We start from the raw sequence: 15,848 nt of genomic DNA on the forward strand, positions 1-15,848 counted from the left end.
CTAGCGGTCGGCCGTGCCGGGCTCGGCCATCTTCCGGTGCTGCGCCGCGACCAGTTGGGAGGGTGCCATCTTCGCCAGGGCCACCTGCAGCTTGTTGCCCAGCCCCACCACCACGTCCGCCTCACCGGCCTCCATCGCTGCGTAGCCCGTGCGCGCCACCTCGGCGGGATCGGACTTGCCGGACTGGGTGCCGAACTTCGTGTCCAGCATGCCCGCCCGCTCGAAGAACGCGGTGTCGGTCACACCCGGCATGAGACAGGTCACCGTCACACCGCAATCCTGCAGTTCGTCGCGCAACGCGGCAGCGAACGAATCGACGAACGCCTTGGTGCCGTTGTACACGGCCTGGAAGCTGCCGGGCAGGAAGCCGGCGATCGATCCGGTGATGAGGATGCGCCCCCGGCCGGCCGCACACATGCGCTGTGCCACGCGCTGCACCAGCCACACGGTGCCGGTCACGTTGGTATCGATCACGTGGCGCACGTCGGCAAACGGCTGGTCCAGGAAGGCCCCGCCCAGGCCGTGGCCCGCATTGGCCATGAGCGCATGCACCATGCGGTCGCCGACGACCGCCCAGAGTTTTTCCAGCCCTTCGGCCGTGGCCAGGTCCACCTGGATGAACTCGACCTCCGCGCCTTCGGCGCGCAAGGCGTCGGCGGCCCCGTTGAGGGGAGTGTCCGCCGCCAGTACCAGGTTGTAGCCGCCCCGGGCGGCGCAACGCGCCAGTTCCAGGCCGATCCCGGACGACGCTCCCGTGACCACCGCCAGGGGCCGCAGGGCGTCCCCATTACCTTCGATCGATTTCATTGCGAGACCTCTTTCCGATCAGATGCGTGAAAGGCGCGGCACCCGCACGACTGCCGCTGTCCGCGCAGGACGGGACGGGCAGCAGTGGTCCGGGCGCCTGGACATGCACCATGGTGGAATCGGCAGCGGTGTCCGACTGTCGGACACCACCCCGCACCGGCCGGCGACAAAATCGCGCTTTCCCATGCCGGGCGGCCTGCCGGGCCGCAGGCGGCCCATGCCAGAATCCGGACCATGTCCGCACCATCGGCCTACGCGGTCACGGCCGCCACCACCGCCCGACGCTCCACGGAAAACACCATGGCCGCGCTGTACCGCGCCGCCCTGGGCCCTATCGGCGCGGCGAGGTACCTGCCCGCCTTCGAGCGCTTCGACGAAGCCGGCCGCGCGTTGCCCGGGTGGAACTGGGCCGCCGCGTTGCTCACGCTCAACTGGATGGTGTTCCGGCAGCTGTGGAGCGCAGCGCTCGTCTATGTCGCCGCACTCGAGGGCCTGGCGCTCCTGGCCGTCGCGGTCGGCCGCTACACCGGCACCTGGCCGCTTCCGGTGCTCGCCGGCCTGGGCCTGGCGGTCCTGCTGGCGGCTACCGTGATTCCGGGGCTCTACGGCAACGCCATCGTCCATGGCGAAATCCGCAAGCGGATCACCAAGGCGCTCGCGGCCTCCGCCACGCTTGCCCAGGCCCAGCAGCGGCTGGAAGAAAATGCGCCGACGCAGCGCCGGCTCCTGTGGATCGGCGCGGCCAACGCCATGCTGGCCCTGCTGCTGGCCGCGTTGCTGCTGTTCCAGCCGGATCTGTCCGCCATGGGGCCTGCCACCGCCTCCCATGCGCCGCCTGCTGCCGCGGAGGGCCCACGGGCCACCGCGTCCGCCGTGCAGGCGCCTGCGTCGGACGCGCCTTCCGGCCTGTCCGGGGACGCACCGGCTTCCGCAGGTACCGCGGATCCGGCCTCCGTCCCCTACCCTCCCTCACCCCTCGCTTCAGCACCTGCCGCCCCCATCTCCGCGCCATCGGCAGCCGATCCGGCCGACGGGGCGTCCCGGCCCGTCCCTCCCGCAGCGCAGGCTCCGGCACCGGCCAGCTCCAGGGCAACATCGCCGCCCATCACCGGCCCGGCCGCGGCAACCCAAGCCATGCCAGGTCCCGCCCCGGCGGCATCCACATCCTCTCCAGCCACACCCTCTCCGGCCGTGGCGCCGGCATCCGCCACTTCATCCCCCACCGCAGCTGGCAACGCCTCTGCGCGGTCCCCGGCGGCCTCCGCCGCGGCGTCCACCGCCACCCGGCCGGCCCAGGCACCGGCCAGCGCCGCCTCCCGCCGCACGAGCCCCTCGGCGGCTTCGCGTCCAGCTGCGCCTGCCACCGCGGACCGCGCCGACTCCGCAACGGTGCCTGCACGCAAGCTCTACATTAACGTCGGCCTTTTTGCCGAGCCTGCGAATGCGCAACGCGCGCACGGCATGCTCCGGGGGGCCGGCATTCCGGCGGCCACGCAGCCGGTCACCGCGGCAGATGGCCGCGAACTGCTGCGGGTGCGCGCCGGCCCGTTCACCTCGGCGTCGCAAGCCAATGCAGCCGCCGCGCGCATCCGCGCCCTCGGGCTGGAAACCGCGGCCGCGGCGGCGCAGCGTCCGTGACGCCACCGTCCGCTGCAGCCCCGTGTTACCGCTCGTGACGATCCCGGACCGCCCGCTGCGCTAAGGTCCGGCAACAGACACCCTGCCCACCTTTTCAGATGACGGAGCTTCCATCCATGCGCACCACTGCCAGCCTTCTCGCCACCGCCGCCTTCGCACTCCTCGCCGGTGGCTGCAGCACGGCGAACATGCCGTGGGGCGGACAGCCCGCGCCGGCGCCGGTCGGCCCCACCGGCGCCCCCATGGGCGGCACCTGCAACGCCCAGCCGGCCCAGGCCCTGATCGGCCAGAACAGCACCGCGAGGGTGGTCGAGGATGCGCGCGTGCGGTCCGGGTCCCAGCTGGCACGGCTGCTGCGCCCCGGGCAGATGGTCACCAAGGAATACGACCCGCAACGCCTCAATCTCGAGGTGGACAACTCCGGCCGCATCACCGCGGCCCGCTGCGGCTGACCTGCCGCGCTGCAGCACGCACCGGAACCCGGTTCAGTCCGCCAGGAAGAGTTCCTGCAGGTCGCTGAGAAAGTCGAACCCGCGCTCCGTGGGGCGCACGCGCGCTGCATCCCGCACGATGAGGCCCTTGCGCCCGGCCTCGTCCAGCGCACCCGCGATGGCGCTCAGCGGCAGCCCCGTGCGGTCCACGAAATCCTGCAGCGCGAAGCCCTCGCGCATGCGCAGCGCATTGAGCATGAACTCGAACGGCAGATCCGCCCTGCGCACTTCGTGGTCCTGCGCCACGGCGTTGCCGGCCAGGGCCTGCTCCATGTAGCGCTGCGGATCGCGGAACCGCACCTGGCGCACCACGCGATGGGCGAAGCTGAGCTTGCCGTGCGCCCCCGCGCCGATGCCGAGATAGTCCCCGAACTGCCAGTAGTTCGTGTTGTGCACGCACTGGTGCCCTGGACGGGCATAGGCAGAAATCTCGTAGCGGCGCAGCCCCGCCGCTTCCGTCATTTCGGTGATCCGGTCCAGCATGGCATAGGCCAGGTCGTCCTCCGGCACCACCGGGGGGAACTTGGCGAAGTAGGTGTTGGGCTCGATGGTCAGGTGGTAGATGGAAAGGTGCGGCGGCTGGAGCGACAGCGCCAGCGCCACGTCCCGCTCCAGGTCCTCCAGGCGCTGCCCGGGCAGGGCGTACATGATGTCGAGGTTGAACGTATCGAACGCCTGCGCGGCCTCCTGCACCGCAGCCAGGGCCTGCGCACGGTCGTGCACCCGCCCCAGCGCCTGCAGGAAGCGGTCGTCGAAGCTCTGCACGCCGACGGACAGCCGCGTCACCCCGGCCACCCGGTAGGCACGGAAGCGGTCCTTCTCGAATGTCCCGGGATTGGCTTCGAGCGTGATCTCGGCATCCGCCTCGAGCCGCAGCCGCGCCCGCACGCCGCCGATCAACTGGTCGATGGCTTCCGGCGAGAACAGGCTGGGCGTTCCCCCGCCGATGAACACGCTGTGCACCGTACGTCCCCAGACGAGCGGCAACGCGGCTTCCAGGTCTGCCATGAGCGCATCCAGGTAGCGCTGCTCCTGCAGCGCCCCCGCGCCACCCCGCGCCTCATGCGAATTGAAGTCGCAGTACGGGCACTTCTTCAGGCACCAGGGCAGGTGCACGTACAGCGACAGCGGCGGCGGGGCGCCCAGGCTCAGGACGCCGGGCCGCATCGAATGCCGCACGTCGCGCAGCGGGGCAGGCGCCTCTTCGGCGCCCGGGGTGGCGGCAGGAACGATGGGAATGGACACGGATGGAAAACGATGGAAAACAGGAAATGCCGGAGGGGAAAAGGCGTTCGGACCAGGGCACCTGGGCGGATCAGAACCAGCGTTCCCGCATGAGTGCGAGCATCTGCTGCGCGGAACGCCCCCGGTGGCTGTGCGCGTTCTTCACCTCCACGGGCAGCTCGGCGAACGTCTTGCCGAACTCCGGGATGAACATCACCGGATCGAAGCCGAAGCCCCCGCTGCCGCGCGGCTCCGTGGCGATCTCACCGACCACCCGCCCCACGGCGATCAGGGGCTCCGGATCGTCGGGGCTGCGCACGGCAACGAGCGTGCTCACCATCGCTGCACGCCGCGAAGCGACGCCCTGCATCTGCTCCAGCAACGCACGCACATTGTTCGCGTCACCCTTCTCGTAGCCGAACCGGGTGGCGTAGTAGGCCGTCTGCACGCCCGGCTGCCCGCCGAAGGCATCCACGCACAGGCCCGCGTCGTCGGCCAGCGCCGGCAGTCCGGTGTGCTGCGCGGCGAAACGCGCCTTGGCCAGGGCATTCTCCACGAAGGTATGGAAGGGTTCGTCCGCCTCGCCCACGCCGAGGTCCGCCTGCCGCACCAGTTCCACACCCAGGGGAGAGAACATGCTCTGCAGTTCGGCCAGCTTGCCGCGGTTGTTGGATGCAAGGACGAGTTTCATGGTGGGACTGCTTTCGGGAAAAGGGCTCACAGGCCGGATGCCGTCGCCGACAGGGCCTGCCGCTGCAGGGCGATGAGGGCGTCCACGCCTTGCGCGGCCAGGTCGAGCAGCCGGTCCATCTCGCTGCGCGTGAACGCGACACCTTCCGCCGTTCCCTGCACTTCGACGAACCGGCCGCCGTCCATCATGACGACGTTCATGTCGGTGTCGCACTGCACATCCTCGGTGTACTCCAGGTCGAGCAGCGGCGTACCCTGCACGATGCCCACCGACACGGCCGCCAGCGGCGCCGTGATGGGCGACGCGGCGATCTTCCCGGCCGCCAGCAGGGCCGATACGGCGTCGTGCGCGGCGACCCAGGCACCGGTGATGGCCGCCGTGCGCGTACCGCCGTCGGCCTGCAGCACGTCGCAATCGAGCTGGATGGTGCGCTCGCCCAGCGCGCGCAGGTCGAACACCGCCCGCAGGCTGCGGCCGATTAGGCGCTGGATTTCCTGCGTGCGTCCGCTCTGCTTGCCCCGAGCGGCCTCGCGGTCGCTGCGGGTGTGGGTCGCGCGCGGCAGCATGCCGTACTCCGCCGTCACCCAGCCTTCCCCGCTGCCGCGCTTGTGCGGCGGCACCCGCTCCTCGACGGAGGCGGTGCACAGCACCTTCGTATGCCCGAACTCGACCAGCACCGAGCCTTCCGCATGCATGGTGTAGTGGCGGGTGATGCGCACGGGGCGCAGGGCATCGACGCCGCGGCCCGCGCTGCGCTCGAAGGGGACGGAAAGGGAGGAGGAAGGCATGGAATGCAACCGCGTTTGAAAGGAAGTGAATCTGCACCCGGCCGCGACCGGCATCGCCGGCGTACGGTCCGCACGGCAGGGACACCCTCAGAGGCAGCGCCTGGATGCCGCACGCCGGGCACCGCCTGCGCCGTGGGCTTTCAGGTCTTGCGCGCGGCCGAGCGGCGGATCGCCTCGTTGATCTCGGCGATGGAGCGTTCGATCGCCTCGTCGTCGAGGTCATCCAGTTCGTCGCCCGCTCCGGCCTCGAACGGCCCGGCCTGGATGGTGGAAGCGAAGCCGTCGTCGCCGATGCTGTGCGTCGATATGCCCTGGGTGGACTCGAAGGTATCCGGAGTTTCCCACTCCATGGCCACCACCGTGACGTTGTCGCTGCTATCCCCCGCCCTGCGCAGGGCATCCTCCACCAGCTCCGGCACCGCCTGGGACACTGGCAGCCTCCCGAGCTGGCGCGCGATGGAGGCATCGTCCAGCGCGCCCCACAGGCCGTCGGAGCACAGCAGCAGGCGGTCGCCCTGCTCCAGCGCGACCGGCCCGGTGATGTCGTAGATGGGCTTGGTCGGAGACCCCAGGCAGGTGAACAGCACGTTGCGGTTCATGCGGTCCATGCCGGGCAGGGAGGCATTGCGCAGCTCCATGTAGGAGTGGTCGCGGGTGCGCGTGAGCAGTTCGCCGGAGCGGACCATGTAGAGGCGGGAATCCCCGCAATGCACCCAGCTCGCGCTGCCCGACTGCACCACCGCCGCGACGAGCGTGGTGCGGGGCGTGTCCAGCATGCCCCGGTCGCTGGCGTACCGCAGGATCTGGTGGTGCGCGGCCAGCAGGGCCTCGGCCAGGAAGGCGTCCACCGAAGGCAGCACAGGCTTGGCCTGGCGCTGGAACGCGGCGGACACCGTCTGCACCGCGATCTGCGCGGCCACCTCGCCATCCGGATGTCCCCCCATACCGTCGGCCAGCACGAAGAGACTGGACTCCCGGGTGTAGCAGTAGCCCATCCGGTCCTCGTTGATCTCGCGGCCGCCACGGCGGCTCACCTGGAAGACCGAGAATTTCATTTCTGCTTCGCCCCTCCGCCGAGGCGCGTGGCCTCGCCCACCTTCTGCACGTTCTTCTTGGTATCCGACACCAGCGTGTCGAGCTGCAGCCGCATCTTCTCGCCGACGGACAGCTTGGTATAGCGGCGCTCGCCCTCGCGGCTCAGTTCCTTCTGCAGCGCGAAGACCGACTGCGGGCGCGAGAGCGGGTCGAGCGCCATGCACCACTCCACCACCTCGATGAGGTTGTCGGAATAGACGCCCCGGAGCTTGCTCAGTGCGAGCGACAGCCGGTCCTTCTCGGCGCGCTGCGGCGCCTCGTTCGGGGGAAAGCCCTGCATGCAGGCATAGATGCAGGCGCCGATGGCGTAGATGTCGGTCCACGGGCCCATGGAGGAATCGCGGCGGTACATCTCCGGCGCCGCGAAGCCGGGCGTGTACATCGGCCGGATGAAGTTGCCCTCCTTCGACAGCACCTCCCGTGCCGCGCCGAAGTCGATCATCACGGCCTTGTTGTCGTCGGTGATGAAGATGTTTGCCGGCTTGATGTCCAGGTGCAGCATCTTGTGCTGGTGCACGATGCGCAGGCCCCGCAGCACCTCGTCGAACAGCGAGCGGATCGTCGATTCGCGGAACACCTTCTGCGTCTTCAGGTCGCGCGCGGTGATGATGAAATCCTGCAGCGTGGCGCCTTCCAGGTAGTTCATCACCATGTAGACGGTCTCGTTCTCCCGGAAGAAGTTGAGCACGCTGACCACCGAGGCGTGGGATATCTGGGCGAGGGCGCGGCCTTCCTCGAAGAAGCTCTTGAGCCCGAGGCGATAGAGCGACAGCTTCTCGGGCGGCACCTTGGGCAGCAACTCGCCCGGCGAGCGCGTGGCGAGGGAGGAAGGCAGGTACTCCTTGATGGCGACCTGCTGGCCTTCGGCATCGACGGCCAGATAGACCACGCCGAAGCCGCCGGCGGAGAGCCGGCGTACCACGCGGTAGCCGCCCAGCATCGTGTCGGGCGGCAGGGGGGCCGGCTTGATTTTTGACATATTCGCGAAAAAACCTGGACGCGTCCCGATCGGGAAAAGGAACCCGGATAATCGCGGGATCGCTAGCAATCACCGAAAAAGTCCGATGGCAGTTTACAGCATGACCGGCTACGCGAGCGCCCAGCTCGAAGCCTCCGCCACCGATGCCGACAGCGGTGCCCGTCCCGCCCGCCTGGGCATCGAGATCCGCTCCGTCAACAGCCGTTTCCTGGATCTCTCCTTCCGCCTGCCCGACGAACTGCGGGCCCAGGAGCCCGGCCTGCGCGCCCTCGTCACCCAGCAGCTCAAGCGCGGCAAGGTGGAGGTGCGCGCCTCCATCGAATCGGAGGCCCAGGGCCTCATCGCCCCGCCCTCCCCCCGCATGCTGCAGCAGCTCAACTCGGCGCAGGACTCCGTGCGCGCCTGGCTGCCGTCCGCCGCGCCGCTCTCGGTGGCCGACGCGCTGCGCCTGTGCGCAGGCTCCGCGGCGTCTTCCGCATCCTGGAGCCCCGAGGACATCCAGGCCCTCGCCCAGCGGGCGCTGGAAGACCTGGTGGCGGCGCGCGAGCGCGAGGGCAAGCGGCTCTCCGCCATGCTGCAGGACCGCCTGAAGCAACTGCGCGGCCTGGCGCGCCAGGCCGCTCCCCTGGTGCCCCAGCTGGTGGACCAGCAGCGCCAGCGCTTCCTGGAGCGCTGGAAGGAGGCCATGGCGCTGACCGAAGGCGTGCCGGTGCCCGAGGCGGCGCAGGACCGCGCCCTGGCGGAAGCTACCGCCTTCGCCATCCGCATCGATGTCGCGGAAGAGATCACGCGCCTCGACTCCCACCTCGACGAGATCGAGCGCCTGCTCAAAAAGGGTGGGGAGATCGGCAAGCGGCTGGACTTCCTCATCCAGGAACTGCACCGCGAAGCCAACACCCTCGGCTCCAAGTCCGCCGCCATGGATCTGACCCGCATCAGCGTGGACATGAAAGTGCTCATCGAGCAGATGCGCGAACAGGTCCAGAACATCGAGTAAGCGATAATTCTCCTGTTTTGATAGCAGCCCGCGCACATTCCGTATGGACTACCCTGGAAATCTCTTTGTAGTGGCGGCGCCAAGCGGCGCAGGCAAGTCGAGCCTGGTCAAGGCCCTGCTCGAACTCGACTCCCACGTGCAGCCCTCCGTCTCCCATACCACGCGTCCGCCGCGCGGCCAGGAGCGCCACGGCCGCGAGTACTTCTTCACCTCCGAGCAGGAGTTCGACGCGATGGTGGCCGGCAACGGCTTCATCGAGTGGGCGCACGTGCACGGCCGCCGGTACGGCACCTCCCGCAAGAGCATCGAGGAACGCATCGGCCAGGGCGCGGACGTCATCCTGGAGATCGACTTCCAGGGGGCCATGCAGGTGAAGGAAGCCTTTTCCAACGCCGTGCTCATCTTCATCCTGCCGCCAAGCTGGGAAGAGTTGCGCTCGCGGCTGGAGCGCCGCGGCGAGGACGCTCCCGACGTGATCGAGCTGCGGCTCAAGAATGCGGCCATCGAGATGGCGCAGGCCGAGAAATTCGACTTCGTTATAATCAACGAGCTTTTCGAACGGGCGCTTTTCGACATGAAAACCGTCGTTCACGCCCAGCGGCTCAAGTACGCAGCCCAGCGCCGGGCCCGGGCCGACACCTTCGAATCCCTCAATATCGTCTAGACCGCCAGGAGAATCCGCATGGCACGCATCACCGTTGAAGACTGCCTCGAGCACATCCCGAACCGTTTCCAGCTCGTCCTGGCAGCCACGTACCGCGCGCGCATGCTGAGCCAGGGCCACGCCCCCAAGATCGAGAGCCGCAACAAGCCCGCCGTGACGGCCCTGCGCGAGATCGCCGAAGGCAAGATCGGCCTGGAGATGCTCAAGAAGGTGCCCGGCTGACCTTCCCGGCGCCTCCTCCGCGCCCGCAGCAACAGCACCGCCATGCGGTGCTTTTTTTTGCCTCCGGCCGGCATGGCGCGAGCGCGCTACATTTCAGGGTATGAATGCGGTCTTGACCAAACCCTCCGGCCCCGAACAGCGTCCTGACAAGGACGTGGCGGCAGGCGTGTCCGCCGCGGCCGCGAATGCCGCTGCGGCCAGTTTCGCCGCGCTCACCGAAAACCTCGATTACCTCGACGCGGCCAGCGTCGAACAGGTACGGCAGGCCTACAAGTTCGCCGACAAGGCCCACCTGGGACAGCTGCGCAGCAGCGGCGAACCCTACATCACCCACCCCATCGCGGTCGCCGCCCAGTGCGCGACCTGGAAACTCGACGCACAGGCCCTGATGGCCGCCCTCCTCCACGACGCCATGGAGGACTGCGGAGTGACGAAGGCCGATCTGCTGGAGCGCTTCGGACCGCAGGTGGCCGAACTCGTGGACGGCCTCACCAAGCTCGACAAGCTCCAGTTCAACACCCGCGAGGAAAACCAGGCCGAATCCTTCCGCAAGATGCTGCTGGCCATGGCGCGCGACGTGCGCGTCATCCTCATCAAGCTCGCCGACCGCACGCACAACATGCGCACGCTCTCGGACATGCCGCGCACCAAGTGGGGCCGCATCGCGTCCGAGACGCTGGAGATCTACGCCCCCATCGCCCACCGGCTGGGCCTGAACCAGACATACCGCGAACTGCAGGACCTGTCCTTCCGCCACCTGCACCCCTGGCGCTACGCCACCCTCTCCAAGGCCGTGAACAAGGCGCGCAACCGCCGGCGCGACATCATCCAGAAGGTGCAGGGCGAAGTGGATGCCGCCTTCTCCCGCATCGGCATGAAGGCCCGGCTGGCCGGCCGGGAGAAGACGCTCTACGCCATCTACCAGAAGATGGACACCAAGCACCTGAGCTTCGCCCAGGTGACGGACATCTACGGCTTCCGGGTCATCGTGTCCTCCGTGACCGACTGCTATACCGCGCTGGGCGTGCTCCACCAGCTCTACAAGCCGGTGCCCGGCAAGTTCAAGGACCACATCGCCATCGCCAAGCTCAACGGCTACCAGTCGCTGCACACCACGCTCGTGGGCCCCTCCGGCATCAACATCGAATTCCAGATGCGCACCGAAGAGATGCACGTGGTGGCCGAGGCCGGCGTCGCGGCCCACTGGCTCTACAAGGCCCAGAACGCCGAAGGCAGCACGGCCGAGCGGCTGGGCACCAAGTGGCTGCAGTCCCTGCTGGACATCCAGAACGAAACGCGCGACGCCGCCGAGTTCTGGGACCACGTGAAGGTGGACCTGTTCCCCGACGCGGTCTACGTGTTCACGCCCAAGAGCCAGATCATGGCCCTGCCCCGCGGCGCGACCGTCGTGGACTTCGCCTATGCCATCCACAGCAACGTGGGTGACCGGGCCACGGCCGCGAAGATCAACAACGAACAGGTTCCTCTGCGCACCGAGCTGAAAAACGGCGACGTGGTGGAAATCATCACCGCGCCCGTCTCCACCCCCAACCCCGCGTGGCTGGGCTTCGTGCGCACCGGCCGCGCGCGCTCCAAGATCCGCCACTACCTCAAGACCCTCGCGCACACGGAGTCCGCCGGGCTGGGCGAGAAACTGCTCACCCAGGCGCTGCGGGCCGAGGGCCTGGAGCGCCTGCCCTCGGAGGAAGAGAACCACGCCCTCTGGGACAAGCTGCTGCGCTTCACCGGCAACCGCACGCGCACCGAACTCATGACCGACATCGGCCTGGGCAAGCGCATCGCCGGCATCGTGGCCAAGCGGCTCATGGTGCTGATGGCCGAACACGGCCACCGCCCGGACGCCCTGCTGCTCACCCGGGAGCGCTACACCTCGCACGAGAACCTGTCCCAGGGCGGCGTCACGCTCGACGGCAGCGAGAACGCCTCCGTGCAGTACGCCAGCTGCTGCCGGCCGGTGCCGGGCGACCCGATCGTCGGCTACCTGGGCCGCGGCGAAGGCCTTGTCGTCCACAACGCCCAATGCGGTGTGGCCAAGAAGCTGCAGCACAAGGACAGCGAGCGCTTCATCACCGTCGATTGGGCAGACGAGCCGACCCGGATGTTCGAAACCGGCATCGTGGTGACGGTCACCAACGGCAAGGGCGTGCTGGCACGCATTGCCGCGGAACTCGCCAGCTCGGAGGCGGACATCGTGCATGTGGACATGGACGAGGAAAAGGCCATGGACACGACCGACCTGCGCCTCGTGGTAGCCGTGCGCGACCAGGCGCACGTCGAGGCCGCACTGCGCAACCTGCGGCGCACCACCGCCGTCCTGCGCGCCTTCCGCATACTGCCTTCGCCGTCGCCCTAGCCGGGCGCGCACGCGGCAGCTGCATCCCTTCGCGCCCCCAATGGGCACAGGAAGGGTTCAGGAAGGCGTCCGCGCGGGGTAATCGACCCGCAGGATCTCCAGCGTGCGCAACCCGCCGGGCGTGCCCAGCCTGACCTCGTCGCCTTCGCGCGCCTTCAGCAGCGCGCGCGCCACGGGCGACACCCAGCTCACCTGCGACTGGCTGCTATCCACCTCGTCGATCCCCAGGATGGTCACCGTCCGCTCCACGTCCAGGTCGTCCACATAGGTGACGGTGGCACCGAAGAACACCTGGTCGCTGCCATGGTGCAGGGAAGGATCGACCACCTCGGCGATGTCCAAGCGCTTGGTCAGGAAGCGAATGCGCCGGTCGATCTCGCGCAGGCGCTTCTTGCCGTAGAGGTAGTCGCCATTCTCGGAACGATCCCCGTTGCTCGCGGCCCAGTGGACGACCTCCACCACCTTGGGCCGCTCGTTGTCCATGAGGTCGAGCAGTTCGGACCGCAGGCGGGCATAGCCTGCCGGCGTCATGTAGTTCTTGCTGCCGGCAGGCAGCGGCGGCGCGGATGGGAACTCCCCATCGTCGTCGGGGGCGTTGTCCGTTTCCTTGGTGAAGGCCTTGCTCATGGGATGGGTCGGCTCCAGGCGATGACGACCACCAGCAGCAGCTGGCAGAAAATGGAAAAAGCCTCGTGACTTTGACATCACGAGGCTTACCATTTGGTGCGGCTGGCAGGAATCGAACCCACGACCCCTTGGTTCGTAGCCAAGTACTCTATCCAGCTGAGCTACAGCCGCTAAGCTTTGAATTATAGCACGTTTTCTTGCCACTCTTCAAAAACTTCTGAGAGACTTTTTTGATCCCCGGGATCAAGTCCGTCGCATCAGAAGCAGAACGCCATTGTAGTACAGAAATCTGCCCTGCTCCAAGAAACATGTGATTTTCCCCAAGCACCGGGGCGCAGCGCCAGCGATGGCACGGTTCAAGGGAACGCAACGGCCGGCATGCGGCACGCCTCCAGCGCAGCCGCCAGCCGGCCCTCGTAGCCTTCGCGGCGCTCGATCTCCGCCATGGCGGCGCGCGCGAAGTCATCGAGCGAAGCATCGGGCCGCAGCGCCTCCGTGGGCATGGAGGGACGCCCGGGAACAGGCTCCCGGCAAGCCACAGGCACCGGTATGCGGACTTGAAGGACATCGGAGTGCGTCGTGCCGGCGCATCCTGCCAGCGATGCCATGGCCAGCAGCATCACCGCCATGCGCGCGAGCCCCCCGCTCATGGTCTGCTCCTTTCCTGGAGCCAGGCTCGCACGCGGGCCTGCGCGCTGGCGCACGCGTCGCCAGGCACCGGCATGGGCCGGGCCAGGATGTCATCCGCGCGCCGGTCCCGGGCCTGCGCGCGGGCGGCAGCGGCACGGCGAGCCTCCGCCGCCGCATGCGCCCGCTGGTCGGCCTGGATGCGCAGGGCATCCACGGCTGCATTGCATGCCTGTGCAGCATCCTGCGCGCCGGCCAGTTGCCGCCCCCTGGCAGATACCTCGGCCTGCGCCGCAGCTACCGCGTCCCGCTCGCCCAGCCAGGCCCAGCCCAGCAAGCCATTGCCGGCCATGCTTCCCAGCAGCAGCCAGTGCAGCGGTGTCATGACCAGCCCTCCCTGCGCACACGGATCCGCTCACGGACGATGTATGCGCACAGCGCCACCACGGCCACCATGAGCAACGGCTGCAGCCAGTCGCCCAGGCTGTCCGCGCTGGCCTTGATGTCGCTGACCGCCCGCGCCGTCTCGGCGATGGCGGCCACCGCTGCCGTGCCACCGGCGGCCACGCCTGCGCGATTGATCGAGCTCTCGGCCAGGGTGCGCTCGGGCTCGACGGCCTGCGGCATGCTGGCAGGCGCATCGCCCAGGTACAACGCAGCCTCGGCGGCACGGCGCCGGGTAAGCCCGGGCCACGCTTTGCCTCCGGCCCTGTTCCACAGGGCAAATGCCCGCGCAGCCGCCTGGTGGTCGCCACGGTTGTGCGCCCGTACGACACTGGAGACGGCCATGCCGTCGACGCCCACGTTGAACGCGAAGGACACCAGCGCATCGAACTGCGCCTGCGTGGCCCGGCCACCCGTGGCCCGCGCCACGCCCGCCTCGTACTCGCCCAGTTCCTGGCGCAGGCGCGCGTCGGCCTCTTCGCGCGTGATCGTGTCCCCGGCACGCACGCCGCGCGTGAAACCGTAGCCGATGGTCCAGATGCCCACGGGGTCCCGGTAGGCCTGGGCGCGGAAGCCTTCGAACTCCTCGATGAGCGCGATGCCGCGCTCGGAAGCCGTCATGGTCATTTGCGTCCTCCCGGCTCCACCGTATGTCCGCGCAGGATCGCAAGCGACTCCTTGATGTCCTGGTTGCTGCGCTGCAGATCGTCCACCCGGCCCTTGATCTCGCGCAGCGATTCACGGGTGGCCTCGCGGTCCTTCTCGGCCAGCACCTCGACCTGGGCAATGCGCCCGTCCTGCCGCGTCTGGTCCTCGCGGTAGGCACCATAGGCCAGCGTCACGGAACCCACGAACACCAGGGTCTGGACGATGGTCCCGGTGTTGATGGTGGGATCGAATCTCATGAGCCTCCCGGCTGTGGTCTTGTTCATTGATGCATCCTCCGAAGTCCGCGCATAAAAAAGCCTGCGGGACGCAGGCATCGTTTGACAGCCTTTGCAGTCACAGCGGCCAGCCGGTCTCCACGTCGTACATAGCCGCTGCAGACCTGGCCTGCAGCGCAGCGATGGCCTCGTGATGCCTGCGCTCCGCGGAGAAGCAGGCCTGCACGTGCATCGCCATGGCGGAGGCGATCTTCCGTAAATCATCCAGCGTCAGTTGCAGCCAACCGCTTGCCGCCTTGAAATCCACCGAGGCCATGCCAGCGATTTCAGCATTCGCGATCACGGCGGTCAGCCGATTCTGATCGCTGATCGCTGTGCCCAGACGCGTTCCATCGGCAAGCGTCATCCCTCCGGTCTCCATGGCCCAGCGACGGGCAGTCGCGGCCGCGATCAGCCGCGCCTTGTCATCCTGCAGAGCCTGCATGATCTCCTCGGCTGGCATGGCCCTGACTTCGTAGCCGTGCGACCAGTTGCCCTCCGCATCCACCTCCGGGGCGAGCGGCACGACATATTCGACGAGCGGGTCGTGCGAAGGCACTTCGCGCCGCGCCACGACCCTGTAGGGGCCGTGCCCCCGGTATCCGTCGCCAATCACGGCGATCACACCAGCGGCCTGCTCCTCGGACACGACGTCCTGCAAAGACATCGGCCAGCGCTTGGTTTCAGTATTGATGATCTGCATTTCACACCTTCTGTGCGTTGTTTGATTGGGAAGACGGCCTGTACCGCAATGACGGCAACATGGATGAACCCATGCTGGCACCGGACGAAGCGATGCCGTGTGTGCTCGCGCGAAAGGGCAAGGGACTCCGCTGCGCTGGACTACCCAGCGCCGGCGGTTACCGGAGCATTGGCAGGGAAGGCCCTTGATCCACCCCACAGGATCCGCACTACCGCCCCGCTTCCAGTTGCCCTGTCGCGAATCCAGTAGTCCAGAGTGATCGTCAGCATTTCTCCGGGACTTACCTGCACGGCATTCCGATAACGCAGGTTGCCACCAGGCTTTGCGCCGGTAGAACCAGCCGCGCTGTCCTCTGCATGCAACGTGCCGGCGCCCGCACGCGTCGATCCGCCGTCACTTCCTGCTCTACCCTGGTCGGAGCTTTTGTAAATGGATCCCGCTGCTCCGTCGGCTCCCATCCCATAGATTCCAACGGGACCACCCTTGCCGAGACTGCTCGCGATTGAGCCACCGCCGCCGCCTCCTCCTCCGCCTTGCCCGGCAGTCCCAGCTCG

General features: G+C 68.1%; 18 protein-coding genes and 1 tRNA gene. 6 read left to right on the forward strand and 13 right to left on the reverse strand.

Features of this window, described 5'->3' with window-relative positions; translation table 11 throughout:
- Entirely contained in the window at positions 1–807 is an 807-nt protein-coding gene (locus tag ACGHC0_RS18335; RefSeq protein WP_415266395.1) for an SDR family NAD(P)-dependent oxidoreductase, read from the reverse strand.
- A gap of 234 nt (positions 808–1,041) precedes the next feature.
- On the opposite strand from ACGHC0_RS18335, the gene ACGHC0_RS18340 reads away from it, so the two are divergent.
- Positions 1,042–2,445 carry an SPOR domain-containing protein gene (locus tag ACGHC0_RS18340; RefSeq protein ID WP_415266396.1) on the forward strand — a complete coding sequence of 468 codons (1,404 nt, stop codon included), beginning with the start codon at positions 1,042–1,044 and terminating at the stop codon, positions 2,443–2,445.
- A 116-nt stretch (positions 2,446–2,561) separates the two neighbouring features.
- Entirely contained in the window at positions 2,562–2,897 is a 336-nt protein-coding gene (locus ACGHC0_RS18345; protein ID WP_368352337.1) for an I78 family peptidase inhibitor, read from the forward strand.
- A 33-nt stretch (positions 2,898–2,930) separates the two neighbouring features.
- On the opposite strand, the gene hemW is transcribed toward ACGHC0_RS18345, so the two are convergent.
- From hemW to ACGHC0_RS18370, 5 genes are all read right to left on the reverse strand, one after another.
- Positions 2,931–4,181: a radical SAM family heme chaperone HemW gene (gene hemW, locus ACGHC0_RS18350; protein WP_415266397.1), complete on the reverse strand. Its 1,251-nt coding sequence runs from the start codon at positions 4,179–4,181 to the stop codon at positions 2,931–2,933.
- A 70-nt stretch (positions 4,182–4,251) separates the two neighbouring features.
- Positions 4,252–4,851, reverse strand: coding sequence for an RdgB/HAM1 family non-canonical purine NTP pyrophosphatase (gene rdgB, locus ACGHC0_RS18355; RefSeq protein WP_415266398.1), 600 nt, complete (start codon positions 4,849–4,851; stop codon positions 4,252–4,254).
- A 26-nt stretch (positions 4,852–4,877) separates the two neighbouring features.
- Entirely contained in the window at positions 4,878–5,639 is a 762-nt protein-coding gene (gene rph, locus ACGHC0_RS18360) for a ribonuclease PH (protein ID WP_415266399.1), read from the reverse strand.
- Positions 5,640–5,779: 140 nt separating this feature from the next.
- Complete coding sequence (locus ACGHC0_RS18365) at positions 5,780–6,694, reverse strand: PP2C family protein-serine/threonine phosphatase (RefSeq protein WP_368352341.1); 915 nt, start codon at positions 6,692–6,694, stop codon at positions 5,780–5,782.
- Positions 6,691–7,713: a serine/threonine protein kinase gene (locus ACGHC0_RS18370; protein WP_368352342.1), complete on the reverse strand. Its 1,023-nt coding sequence runs from the start codon at positions 7,711–7,713 to the stop codon at positions 6,691–6,693. Before ACGHC0_RS18370 ends, ACGHC0_RS18365 begins: the two co-directional genes overlap by 4 nt.
- 85 nt (positions 7,714–7,798) lie before the next feature.
- Between ACGHC0_RS18370 and ACGHC0_RS18375 the strand changes: the two genes are divergently transcribed.
- The 4 genes from ACGHC0_RS18375 (at position 7,799) to ACGHC0_RS18390 (ending at position 11,970) form a co-directional block, all read left to right on the forward strand.
- Positions 7,799–8,710 carry a YicC/YloC family endoribonuclease gene (locus ACGHC0_RS18375; RefSeq protein WP_368352343.1) on the forward strand — a complete coding sequence of 304 codons (912 nt, stop codon included), beginning with the start codon at positions 7,799–7,801 and terminating at the stop codon, positions 8,708–8,710.
- 43 nt (positions 8,711–8,753) lie between these two features.
- Complete coding sequence (gene gmk / locus ACGHC0_RS18380) at positions 8,754–9,374, forward strand: guanylate kinase (protein ID WP_415266400.1); 621 nt, start codon at positions 8,754–8,756, stop codon at positions 9,372–9,374.
- A gap of 18 nt (positions 9,375–9,392) precedes the next feature.
- Complete coding sequence (gene rpoZ, locus ACGHC0_RS18385) at positions 9,393–9,596, forward strand: DNA-directed RNA polymerase subunit omega (RefSeq protein ID WP_011796632.1); 204 nt, start codon at positions 9,393–9,395, stop codon at positions 9,594–9,596.
- Between the two features lie 100 nt (positions 9,597–9,696).
- Positions 9,697–11,970, forward strand: a complete 2,274-nt coding sequence (locus ACGHC0_RS18390) for a RelA/SpoT family protein (protein WP_368352345.1) — start codon at positions 9,697–9,699, stop codon at positions 11,968–11,970.
- A 57-nt stretch (positions 11,971–12,027) separates the two neighbouring features.
- Here ACGHC0_RS18390 and greB read toward each other — a convergent pair whose 3' ends face one another.
- The 7 genes from greB to ACGHC0_RS18425 form a co-directional block, all read right to left on the reverse strand.
- A complete protein-coding gene (gene greB / locus ACGHC0_RS18395; RefSeq protein ID WP_415266401.1) occupies positions 12,028–12,597 on the reverse strand; it encodes a transcription elongation factor GreB in 570 nt (189 codons plus the stop codon).
- A 94-nt stretch (positions 12,598–12,691) separates the two neighbouring features.
- Positions 12,692–12,768 (reverse strand) — tRNA-Arg (locus tag ACGHC0_RS18400).
- Between the two features lie 185 nt (positions 12,769–12,953).
- Positions 12,954–13,247, reverse strand: coding sequence for a hypothetical protein (locus tag ACGHC0_RS18405; protein WP_368352347.1), 294 nt, complete (start codon positions 13,245–13,247; stop codon positions 12,954–12,956).
- Positions 13,244–13,609: a hypothetical protein gene (locus ACGHC0_RS18410; RefSeq protein WP_415266402.1), complete on the reverse strand. Its 366-nt coding sequence runs from the start codon at positions 13,607–13,609 to the stop codon at positions 13,244–13,246. Before ACGHC0_RS18410 ends, ACGHC0_RS18405 begins: the two co-directional genes overlap by 4 nt.
- Positions 13,606–14,295: a lysozyme gene (locus ACGHC0_RS18415; RefSeq protein WP_415266403.1), complete on the reverse strand. Its 690-nt coding sequence runs from the start codon at positions 14,293–14,295 to the stop codon at positions 13,606–13,608. The genes ACGHC0_RS18410 and ACGHC0_RS18415 overlap by 4 nt, the downstream gene beginning before the upstream one ends.
- A complete protein-coding gene (locus ACGHC0_RS18420) occupies positions 14,292–14,600 on the reverse strand; it encodes a hypothetical protein (RefSeq protein WP_368352350.1) in 309 nt (102 codons plus the stop codon). Before ACGHC0_RS18420 ends, ACGHC0_RS18415 begins: the two co-directional genes overlap by 4 nt.
- A 70-nt stretch (positions 14,601–14,670) precedes the next feature.
- Positions 14,671–15,294, reverse strand: a complete 624-nt coding sequence (locus ACGHC0_RS18425) for a DUF4376 domain-containing protein (RefSeq protein ID WP_368352351.1) — start codon at positions 15,292–15,294, stop codon at positions 14,671–14,673.
- Positions 15,295–15,848: the final 554 nt, after the last annotated feature.

Origin of the sequence: Acidovorax sacchari (assembly GCF_042847045.1) — a bacterium.
Lineage (GTDB): Bacteria > Pseudomonadota > Gammaproteobacteria > Burkholderiales > Burkholderiaceae_C > Paracidovorax > Paracidovorax sacchari.

What these genes read in the sequence shown, in the direction of transcription:
- ACGHC0_RS18335 (WP_415266395.1), bottom strand. Translation starts at nt 807, where the DNA reads ATGAAATCGATCGAAGGTAATGGGGACGCCCTGCGGCCCCTGGCGGTG.
- ACGHC0_RS18340 (WP_415266396.1), top strand. Translation starts at nt 1,042, where the DNA reads ATGTCCGCACCATCGGCCTACGCGGTCACGGCCGCCACCACCGCCCGA.
- ACGHC0_RS18345 (WP_368352337.1), top strand. Translation starts at nt 2,562, where the DNA reads ATGCGCACCACTGCCAGCCTTCTCGCCACCGCCGCCTTCGCACTCCTC.
- rdgB (WP_415266398.1), bottom strand. Translation starts at nt 4,851, where the DNA reads ATGAAACTCGTCCTTGCATCCAACAACCGCGGCAAGCTGGCCGAACTG.
- rph (WP_415266399.1), bottom strand. Translation starts at nt 5,639, where the DNA reads ATGCCTTCCTCCTCCCTTTCCGTCCCCTTCGAGCGCAGCGCGGGCCGC.
- ACGHC0_RS18365 (WP_368352341.1), bottom strand. Translation starts at nt 6,694, where the DNA reads ATGAAATTCTCGGTCTTCCAGGTGAGCCGCCGTGGCGGCCGCGAGATC.
- ACGHC0_RS18370 (WP_368352342.1), bottom strand. Translation starts at nt 7,713, where the DNA reads ATGTCAAAAATCAAGCCGGCCCCCCTGCCGCCCGACACGATGCTGGGC.
- ACGHC0_RS18375 (WP_368352343.1), top strand. Translation starts at nt 7,799, where the DNA reads ATGGCAGTTTACAGCATGACCGGCTACGCGAGCGCCCAGCTCGAAGCC.
- gmk (WP_415266400.1), top strand. Translation starts at nt 8,754, where the DNA reads ATGGACTACCCTGGAAATCTCTTTGTAGTGGCGGCGCCAAGCGGCGCA.
- rpoZ (WP_011796632.1), top strand. Translation starts at nt 9,393, where the DNA reads ATGGCACGCATCACCGTTGAAGACTGCCTCGAGCACATCCCGAACCGT.
- ACGHC0_RS18390 (WP_368352345.1), top strand. Translation starts at nt 9,697, where the DNA reads ATGAATGCGGTCTTGACCAAACCCTCCGGCCCCGAACAGCGTCCTGAC.
- greB (WP_415266401.1), bottom strand. Translation starts at nt 12,597, where the DNA reads ATGAGCAAGGCCTTCACCAAGGAAACGGACAACGCCCCCGACGACGAT.
- ACGHC0_RS18405 (WP_368352347.1), bottom strand. Translation starts at nt 13,247, where the DNA reads ATGAGCGGGGGGCTCGCGCGCATGGCGGTGATGCTGCTGGCCATGGCA.
- ACGHC0_RS18410 (WP_415266402.1), bottom strand. Translation starts at nt 13,609, where the DNA reads ATGACACCGCTGCACTGGCTGCTGCTGGGAAGCATGGCCGGCAATGGC.
- ACGHC0_RS18415 (WP_415266403.1), bottom strand. Translation starts at nt 14,295, where the DNA reads ATGACCATGACGGCTTCCGAGCGCGGCATCGCGCTCATCGAGGAGTTC.
- ACGHC0_RS18420 (WP_368352350.1), bottom strand. Translation starts at nt 14,600, where the DNA reads ATGAACAAGACCACAGCCGGGAGGCTCATGAGATTCGATCCCACCATC.
- ACGHC0_RS18425 (WP_368352351.1), bottom strand. Translation starts at nt 15,294, where the DNA reads ATGCAGATCATCAATACTGAAACCAAGCGCTGGCCGATGTCTTTGCAG.